General features: G+C 43.9%; 12 protein-coding genes and 1 pseudogene. 7 read left to right on the top strand and 6 right to left on the bottom strand.

Annotation, left to right across the window (positions count from 1 at the left end; genetic code table 11):
• Positions 1–183 precede the first annotated feature (183 nt).
• On the top strand, positions 184–651 hold the full coding sequence (locus KOD92_RS10440) for a hypothetical protein (RefSeq protein ID WP_215233479.1): 468 nt from the start codon (positions 184–186) through the stop codon (positions 649–651).
• Positions 652–976: 325 nt separating this feature from the next.
• Here the strand turns inward: KOD92_RS10440 and KOD92_RS10435 are convergent, their stop codons facing one another.
• From KOD92_RS10435 to KOD92_RS27535, 3 genes are all read right to left on the bottom strand, one after another.
• Positions 977–1579 (bottom strand): hypothetical protein, encoded by a 603-nt coding sequence (locus tag KOD92_RS10435; protein WP_215233478.1) that lies wholly within the window; start codon positions 1577–1579, stop codon positions 977–979.
• Positions 1580–1620: 41 nt separating this feature from the next.
• The gene (locus KOD92_RS10430; protein ID WP_215233477.1) at positions 1621–1818 is read right to left on the bottom strand and encodes a helix-turn-helix transcriptional regulator; all 198 of its coding nucleotides are present in this window, start codon (positions 1816–1818) and stop codon (positions 1621–1623) included.
• Between the two features lie 212 nt (positions 1819–2030).
• Complete coding sequence (locus KOD92_RS27535; RefSeq protein WP_255567383.1) at positions 2031–2159, bottom strand: hypothetical protein; 129 nt, start codon at positions 2157–2159, stop codon at positions 2031–2033.
• Positions 2160–2245: 86 nt separating this feature from the next.
• On the opposite strand from KOD92_RS27535, the pseudogene KOD92_RS10425 reads away from it, so the two are divergent.
• Together KOD92_RS10425 and KOD92_RS10420 are read left to right on the top strand one after the other, a co-directional pair.
• Positions 2246–2470, top strand: a pseudogene (locus KOD92_RS10425) (SymE family type I addiction module toxin); the annotation flags it as partial.
• A gap of 305 nt (positions 2471–2775) precedes the next feature.
• Positions 2776–3132 (top strand): SnoaL-like domain-containing protein, encoded by a 357-nt coding sequence (locus tag KOD92_RS10420; RefSeq protein WP_215233476.1) that lies wholly within the window; start codon positions 2776–2778, stop codon positions 3130–3132.
• On the opposite strand, the gene KOD92_RS10415 is transcribed toward KOD92_RS10420, so the two are convergent.
• Positions 3126–3287 carry a hypothetical protein gene (locus tag KOD92_RS10415; RefSeq protein ID WP_215233475.1) on the bottom strand — a complete coding sequence of 54 codons (162 nt, stop codon included), beginning with the start codon at positions 3285–3287 and terminating at the stop codon, positions 3126–3128. The genes KOD92_RS10420 and KOD92_RS10415 overlap by 7 nt on opposite strands.
• Positions 3288–3323: 36 nt before the next feature.
• Between KOD92_RS10415 and KOD92_RS10410 the strand changes: the two genes are divergently transcribed.
• Positions 3324–3929 (top strand): dihydrofolate reductase family protein, encoded by a 606-nt coding sequence (locus KOD92_RS10410; protein WP_215233474.1) that lies wholly within the window; start codon positions 3324–3326, stop codon positions 3927–3929.
• Positions 3930–4000: 71 nt separating this feature from the next.
• Here the strand turns inward: KOD92_RS10410 and KOD92_RS10405 are convergent, their stop codons facing one another.
• Entirely contained in the window at positions 4001–4600 is a 600-nt protein-coding gene (locus KOD92_RS10405) for a helix-turn-helix domain-containing protein (protein ID WP_215233473.1), read from the bottom strand.
• Positions 4601–4768: 168 nt separating this feature from the next.
• Between KOD92_RS10405 and KOD92_RS10400 the strand changes: the two genes are divergently transcribed.
• A complete protein-coding gene (locus KOD92_RS10400; protein WP_215233472.1) occupies positions 4769–6001 on the top strand; it encodes an alpha/beta hydrolase in 1233 nt (410 codons plus the stop codon).
• A 14-nt stretch (positions 6002–6015) separates the two neighbouring features.
• On the opposite strand, the gene KOD92_RS10395 is transcribed toward KOD92_RS10400, so the two are convergent.
• Complete coding sequence (locus KOD92_RS10395; protein ID WP_215233471.1) at positions 6016–6750, bottom strand: hypothetical protein; 735 nt, start codon at positions 6748–6750, stop codon at positions 6016–6018.
• Positions 6751–7024: 274 nt separating this feature from the next.
• Between KOD92_RS10395 and KOD92_RS10390 the strand changes: the two genes are divergently transcribed.
• Both KOD92_RS10390 and KOD92_RS10385 read left to right on the top strand, forming a co-directional pair.
• Positions 7025–7462, top strand: coding sequence for a YMGG-like glycine zipper-containing protein (locus KOD92_RS10390; protein ID WP_215233470.1), 438 nt, complete (start codon positions 7025–7027; stop codon positions 7460–7462).
• Between the two features lie 3 nt (positions 7463–7465).
• Entirely contained in the window at positions 7466–8230 is a 765-nt protein-coding gene (locus tag KOD92_RS10385) for a methyltransferase domain-containing protein (RefSeq protein ID WP_215233469.1), read from the top strand.
• Positions 8231–8234 lie beyond the last annotated feature (4 nt).

Raw genomic sequence — 8234 nt, 5'->3', positions numbered from 1 at the left:
AAAATCATTAAGTTTAAATTATCACTCTCGCTCAGTGCCGTTAGCCACTTTTAGGTGGCGTAGTTTGCGCAGGAATTAACGGCGTCTTTTGCCCAGGAACACTGGAGTACTTTCACAGGAATATCTACCAAGAAAAAGAACGTAATATTAGAGGGGATTTCGGACTTTCATTATATGCAATCAATGAAACTTATCTTAGGTAAGAATTATGATATTGGCTTAATGCCTTCAATGGGTTCAGCAAATTGTCATTTGCTGATGGAGTTGTGTATTGGATGGGGTTTAGAATGGGTAATAATTTTTGATGATAAGGGTGCGGAAAATGAATACAAAAGAATCAAAAAGCAATTCTTTGACAATCGTGACGCAGATGCAGATAGTAAAATATTTAGACTTGCAGATTGCGACGGTATTGAAGACGTGTTTGGTGCCCGAGATTTAAAACTTGTGAACCCACTTGCAGAGTTCCCGGCAGGGCGAAAGAATTCTTCTGTAGTTTCCGAATACGGAGGAAAGGAACTGTATTCTAGATTATTCTATGAGAAAGTGAGAAATGGAGAAATAACTCAGGAAAGGCTTTTGAAAAAGACAGTAGACAGATTTAGCAAAGTTTTTAATTTTATTGAAGAAGCCCTTGATGTAAGTAATTGAAAAGTTGCAAATAAATTAAAAGATGCTAAGCACGTTTATAAAACCGCCCCCTCAGCTCCGGTCAACTCGTCACACCGAATCTTCATAGAAGAAATTTTCGCATCATACTGCCCACAATGAAATTCTAAAACAGCATTCAAATGCCGGAGTGCGCGCGACCTTTGTGTTTGCAATAGGTTAAGTTCAGCTTAACCTATATCGATAACACTATTGTTGGTTACCATCACAATACATCGCGACTAGTAGAAAAGATTATTAAGTATTTTGTAATCCTTATAATTGCCACCCAGAGTTTAGACTCAATTGTTGTCTTTGGCGCACACCTTTATTTTATAAGCAGGTAGACGGGTTTATACAAGTCTCCATAAAACCTTGCATAATGGTTTGAAGTGTACTTAATATTTTTAATAACTGATGTGGACTCTTCCCAAGTCATCGACTGGCACAATCCATCAATTAGATCTTGAACACTGGATACAGATACACTTTTTATGTTTCCGTCATCGAAGATATTAGCATCTTTAAGTGAAAGACAATAGACACTTTCTGTTCCATGAGCTTTTAGATAAAATAGCTCACATTTGCTGCTCATTCGAAGGTTGCTTAGACAATTAACAAGAGGGACTCCAGCAAAGACTGGAATTCTATGTTTTAGAAGCTCTTTTGCCCTTTCGAATAAAAGGAAATTGAGTTTTACATAGATATGCTCATGAGATGTATAATCTAATTTTGGTCGTCTTGGATAAATCGCTATTACCTTAAATTTTTTTCTACCCATCATGTCTAGTGCTGTCCTTCCTCCTTCTCTTGTTGACCAAAAATAGAGAGGGATAATTGTCTCGTAGTATGCTTCTAAGGCTTTAACGAGATGAGGGATCAAGATGTACTCTACTGTATGTTCGTTCGTAAAACTGCTGAAATTAGCCATAATGTGTTGTATAAAACAATATCTTGTTCGTTTATCTACAATCAAGCCGTACTAACCAGCAACTCCCGAATATCAACCTTCAGAAAAACTGAAATCTGATAAAGTATCTCTACCGAAGGTTGGACTTCGTTTGTGCACCAGCGTGACACGGTAGACTCAGTCTTGTTGAGATGCTTAGCCAAATCCCTGCTAGTTTTCTCCTTTTCTACCAAGACAAGTTTGATCCTATTTAGACGCATTTTTGAGCACCAGAAGCTTATTTCTTGCTATCTAATGCAATTTCAAGAATTATCCTACACGCTTAAAATCGACAAAATAAGATGAAGTTTATGGTTCGATGCGTTACATTTACGTTATTGCGATAAACATTTATTGCTACGGAATAATTACTATCACCATGACACACAAAGAAATAATTTCAAAATCCGGCGAAAAGCAGCTAAAAATCTGCTCAAAGTACTACCAGCGGGAAAATTTCAGGGCCGTATTTTTCCCGGAGATCGGGCTTGCCGGTAAGTGGCTGCAAGATTTGGGTTTTGAATTTGCTTGTTCCGCTGGCCCGCGCACTTGACTTGTTCAAAATAGCTCTTTTATTTAATAACGTATAGCAAACCACGTACCATGACAAACGAAAAAAAATCTCTCTAACCCTCCGAAAGACACTTAACAGTTTACGCCAAATACCTGCCGCGAGCTTGGGATGAATATGTGGTGATGCCGGAAATCAGGCTTTGCGGGAAGTGGCTGCTTGATGCCGGGTTTGCTTGTGGGGATGAAGTTACTGTGAGGTGTTTTGAGGATAAATTGGAGATTACTTTGAATCCGGTAGAGGAGGCCGAACCAGCGCCGGTTCGGAAGCGGCGTTCTTCTTGCAAAGCGATGGTTTCTTAAATGTTGTTTGGTTTGATTTAGGTTTTTGGATTATTGAGGCGCCTGCCTACGGTTCTCTTACTTTTTGTCTTGATACAAAAAGTAACAAAAAATCAAGGCAAAAAAATGCTTCTGCGCGCTAGGCTCACGCACACCCCGCTTTTTTGCCGGGCCTGCGCGCGCGTTTTGTTCTTTTGTCGAATGCCACCTGCAAAAGTAAAACCCACATCATTTCCGCTTTCCCTAGTCAGCTGTTGATTATGTTACTTACGCCTCTGTGAGAGACTTTTCGCTGCTTTTTAACCTAAAACTAAAATTCAAAAACAATGACTACACAGGAAGTTGCGGCGCGTTATCACGAGCTGGCGCAGGAGGAGAAATGGTTTCAGATTCAGGATGAGTTTTTTTCGGATGATGTGAAGAGTACCGATCCGGCGCATTCGCCGTATTTGGGTTATGCCGAGGGGCGGGCGAATGTGCGTAAGAAGGGGGAGGAGTTTATCGCAAAAATTACGGCGGGGCACCGGGCTTATACTTCCGCACCGATCGTATCGGGCAACCATTTTGCGGTGGCGCGGGAAACGGATATTACTTTGCAGGATTTTGGAAGGGTACAGATGAACCAGATCATGATGTACGAAGTCAAGAACGGCAAAATCATTTCTGAGCAGTTCTTTTATTGAGCCGGAACACAGCCGGGATTTCTTCGCAATGCATTGATAGGGAAGGAGATGAAGCGTTTCTTGGTGAGCGACAACGTATTCAGGTTGTCGCAAACGCCCCTTGCAAGTGACGGATTTACACCGCTTTCAAAGCGCGTGTTTTTCCGAACTTGCATTGTAAAAACATTTTTAAATCACCAACCTGAAACATTATGAGAAGGATCATCATCAATGAGTTTATCAGTCTCGATGGCGTCATTCAAAGCCCCGGCGGGCCGGACGAGGATACAACAGGCGGCTTTAATGTAGGTGGCTGGGTCGCCAAAAAATCCGACGATATTACGGATCAGGTTTTGGGTGACATCATGGAACAATCTTATGATCTGCTGCTGGGGCGATTTACCTATCAGATCTGGGAGCCTTACTGGCCCAACCAGACCGGCCCGATCGCCGAAAAATTTAATCAGGTAAACAAATACGTCGCTAGCCGGACCCTGAAAGAAGCGAGCTGGAAAAACACCGTTTTATTAAACGGGGATACCATTCAACAGGTTAAAGCACTGAAAGCGAGCGACGGAATAGACCTGCATATGTGGGGCAGTTCTGACTTTATACATTCCCTATTACGCGAAAGGCTGATCGACCAAATGAATATCTTCATCCACCCGGTCATTTTGGGAAAAGGTAAAAAGCTCTTTCAGGACGGCGCAATTCCTGGGAATTATAAACTCATAAAGCATACCGTTTCGACCACCGGCGTAATCCTTGCCACTTACGAGACCGATAGAGAATTGCAGATCGGTAACGCCGGGGAATAGCAGCCTTTGATGAAAAATTCAATAGAAGGTCGAGTACGTATATAGGTCGGAGTTCGATCTTTTGAGGTGCACTACCAGGCGGACGCTGGACTTTGTGTTACCTCATTGGAATCCGCTTTTTCGTCGCGCACAATCTTTCTGTGTGTAATTAATACAAAAACAGAGTTGGCGACGAAAAGGGACATCATAACCGGCAGCATCGTAAATGGGTTCAGCATAAAAGAGTCGGTGAATGCAGAAAAAATGCTCAGGTAAACGAGGCCGTAGGTGATCACCGTCCAGGCGACCTGGAAATTAATAATACGTTTTCCCAAATCCCTGACACCGCGGATTTTATTTTTCCGGTAAATCCAAAAACCGAGGGGTATCAGGATATTGCCGAGTGGGATAAACCATAATGTCAGCGCGGAGAGATTCATCAATTTCAAATAGCCTGAATCTTCCTGAACCGGAACAGGCGCGCTCAAAGGTGTGGCAGAGAGCTCTTCTATGGAAACTTCCAGCGCCTGCGCCAGCATGCGCAACGTTTCGCCGCGGGGCTCCACATTTCCTTTTTCAATGCGCTGCAAAGTGCGCAGGTTGATCCCGGCATTTGCTGCCAGCGCTTCCTGCGACAGACCTTTATTTTTCCGTAAGGTCCTGATTTGATCCGAGATAATTATCTGACTCATAATGAAAATGTTTTAGGCAAATCTAGGTTTCAGTGAAGCGAATTGATAGCGGCGTTCTTACGGCATATTGGCGAATTGCATAAAGAATCCGCTAAATGCCGGCTGTTCAAGAGTAAATCTTATCTGTATTGACTTATATAAGAATCTGATATATGTTTGTTTTCTTTTATGAAATATCTCTTTCTTTTATTTCCAGCATTTGCCCCTTTTTGGGCTTTTTCACAAGACAAAAACCTTGTTGTTATCGGCAAAGTTGATAGCATTCATTCCAACATTTTGGGTGAAAACCGCAATATCCTCGTGCATGTGCCCGACGGTGGTGATGGACTGTATTCCAAAAAGCGCTACCCGGTTGTGTATGTACTCGATGGCGAGTCACATTTTAATTCGGTGACCGGCATGATTCAGCAGCTGAGTGCAGTGAATGGAAACTCGGTGGTACCACAAATGATCATTGTGGGGATCCGAAATACACAACGCAAACGGGATATGACCCCCACGCGCATTGTCGACGATCTTCCTTTCATGGATAGCGCATATTCCAGGAATACGGGCGGCGGGAATGCTTTTCTTTCTTTTATCGAAAAGGAACTGATTCCGCATATTGACTCACTTTACCCGACTGCACCTTATAAAATGCTGATAGGTCACTCGTTTGGCGGTCTTGTGGTGATGAATGCATTAAATACGCGGCCGAAGCTTTTCAATTCATATATCTGCATTGACCCGAGTATGTGGTATGATCACATGAATTTTTTAAAAACAACAAAAACCGCTTTTTCTGCGCAGCAATATGTCGGCGTTTCACTTTACCTGGGCATTGCAAATACGATGAGCGAAACCATGCGTTTTGCGACCGTTTCGGCGGATACAAGTGTTGCGTCCAAACATATTCGTTCCATCATTTCGCTCGACAAACATATTAAGGCAACTCCACAAAATGGGCTGCGCTACAAGAGCAAGTTCTACTCCGACGATACCCACAGTTCAGCCCCTTTCATTACTGAATACGACGGCCTGCGCTTTATTTTCGACGCTTTCCAAATGAAGCTGACCGAACCCGATCTCGAAAGCAATTCCCCCAAACTAGCCGACAAAATCGTAAAACATTACGCCAATGTCTCCAAGCAAATGGGCTACAAAGTGCTGCCGCCCGAGGAAATGGTCAATTCAATGGGATACGAGGCGATGCAGCGCAGACACTTGGTTACCGCTGGCAGTCTGTTCAAGTTGAATACTATCAACTATCCCACGAGCTGGAATGTATTCGATTCCTACGGTGATTATTTATCAGCCCAAAACGACAAAGCTGGCGCAATAGCACAGTTTGAGAAGTCGCTTACCATGGAAGAAAACGAAGACACGCGGAAAAAGCTGGACGACTTGCGGAGTAAGAACTAGTGAAATGAAGTAGGTTACTGATAATGATAACTATAAGTCACCCCGTTACTCTCCTGGCAAGTCGTAGGCAGTTGCTTAGTATTGTATTCAAATTTCCTTTCCCACAACATATTACCCGCGGCGTCGAATGCTTTGATCGGGTTGTTGGGGCCGCTGAATGCGTAGCCGGAGCCGCTGGCCATATTGCGCTCGTGAAGTGGGTTGATTTTGTCGTCATATTCATAGCGAATAATACCGCCGTTGACGGGATCGGGCGTTCTTGCTTCTGTTAAATTGCCCCTCTCATCGAATTTAAGGTGATGGATCCTGGCTCCGGTGCCGTGGTCATAGGAAATTTTCTCGGTCACATCCCGTCCTTTGTACTCAAACTCAGTTGTGGATCTGTCGCGGATTACTTTACTTACGCGGCCCTGACTATCATATTCAACCTCACTTTTATAGCTTTCAAAAGTTCCGTTTGGATCGCACATCGCGCCGGAATATGACGAATAGGTGCCGCGGGCGGATGCTTCCACAGATTTCAGCCGGCCTGATTGGTATTTGTAATTCACGATCGAATAGGGCGTGTCGCAGGAGCCGAACAGGTTTTCTTTTGCGAGCATTCCGTCTGCATATTCAAAACTTTGGTACAGCTGATCACCCGCCGTAATCCTGATCAGCGCGTCATGCGGTGCAGACGGGTTTACATCATCCTTTTTACAGGAAAACACTAAAAGCGCAAATGTGAGGAGCAGGGAGATGTTTTTCATAGCAAAGGGTCTTGATGAAAGTTATAAAGAAGCAGTTTATTCCCTCTAAAATACTATTTTTCGTCGTGAAGTAAATGAGGTTACGTTAAAAACAGCTGGTTTCAATTCAGCTCGCAGTTGTAGAGATTTTCATCACGTTTCACTGGTCAGGAACCGATTTTGGGGGATATGGTTGGAAAAATATTAGGATTTCTTGTGCTGGAAGCGTCAGAGCGGCTCGTCGGGACTTGGCATAGTTTTAGATCATATCCTCACAGAACCATCCAATAAAAAAATGAAATTACCAGTTTCAATGTTGCTCGCGGCATGTGTATTTACCGCGTGTGACAACAGTTCGAAGAAACAGGAAGCTGTATTGAAAGCGCAGCAGGCGACGATCGATTCTATGAAGGTTGCTATGGAAAAAAAGGCAATCGTGGACTCGATGAACACTGTAATGGCGCAGCGGGAAAAAGAAGAAGTCCGCGAAGAAAAGCAGGCGACACAAACCGTTTATGCCTCTCAGGCAGCTCCGGCGCAAAAGAAATCCAGATGGAATCATAAAGCAAAAGGAGCCGTCGTTGGTGCAGGTACAGGCGCTGTTACCGGTGCTATTATCAATAAAAACCGAGCGGAAGGTGCGTTGGTAGGTAGTCTGATCGGAGCTGGCGTAGGTGTAGGTACCGGCGCAATTGTGGATCAGCAAGTAAAAAAGAAACAAAAACAACAATAATAAATGGCGTGGAACCCGGAGACCTATAACAAATTCAAGTCGGAGCGATTTACTCCTTTTTATGATTTGCTCGATTTGGTTAAGGTAAAACCGGGCTTGCACGTGATCGATCTCGGATGCGGGACAGGGGAGCTGACCAGGAAACTGGCCGATAAGCTGCCCAACAGTCGCGTATTCGGGATCGATTCTTCTCCTGAAATGCTCATCGATTCGGAAGCATTTAAAAGAACCCACCTCAACTTCGCACAAAGGTCTATTGAAGCGCAACTTGAAATTCCCCAGCAATGGGACCTCGTATTTTCAAATGCTGCTATTCAGTGGGTTGACAACCACCACGAGCTGATTCCGGCTATTATTTCCAAGGTAAGAAGCGGTGGTCAGCTGGTGATTCAATTGCCTGCACAACACCACAATACCTCCAACCAGATGCTGAATGAACTGGCGTTGGAAGAACCTTTCCGCTCGGCATTAAACGGCTGGACGAGAACTTCACCTGTATTGGATATTGAAGAATATGCGCAGCTGCTTTTCGAAGGCCGGTGCCGCAATATGACGGTTCTTGAAAAGATATATCCCCTTATTTTGCAGGATGCGAGCGCGTTATACGATTGGGTATCAGGTACTGCCATGATTCCCTACGTTGAAAAACTGGAAGGTGACCTGCGCGAAAGTTTCACTGCCGAATACAAAAACAGGTTAGCCGCCAGATTTCCAAAATCCCCTGTATTCTACCCCTTCAAAAGGATAATATTAGAAGCTTCCCTGTGATGTT

It is taken from the genome of Dyadobacter linearis, from assembly GCF_907165045.1.
Classification (GTDB): domain Bacteria; phylum Bacteroidota; class Bacteroidia; order Cytophagales; family Spirosomataceae; genus Dyadobacter; species Dyadobacter linearis.
This window is presented reverse-complemented; position numbering and strand designations above follow the sequence as displayed.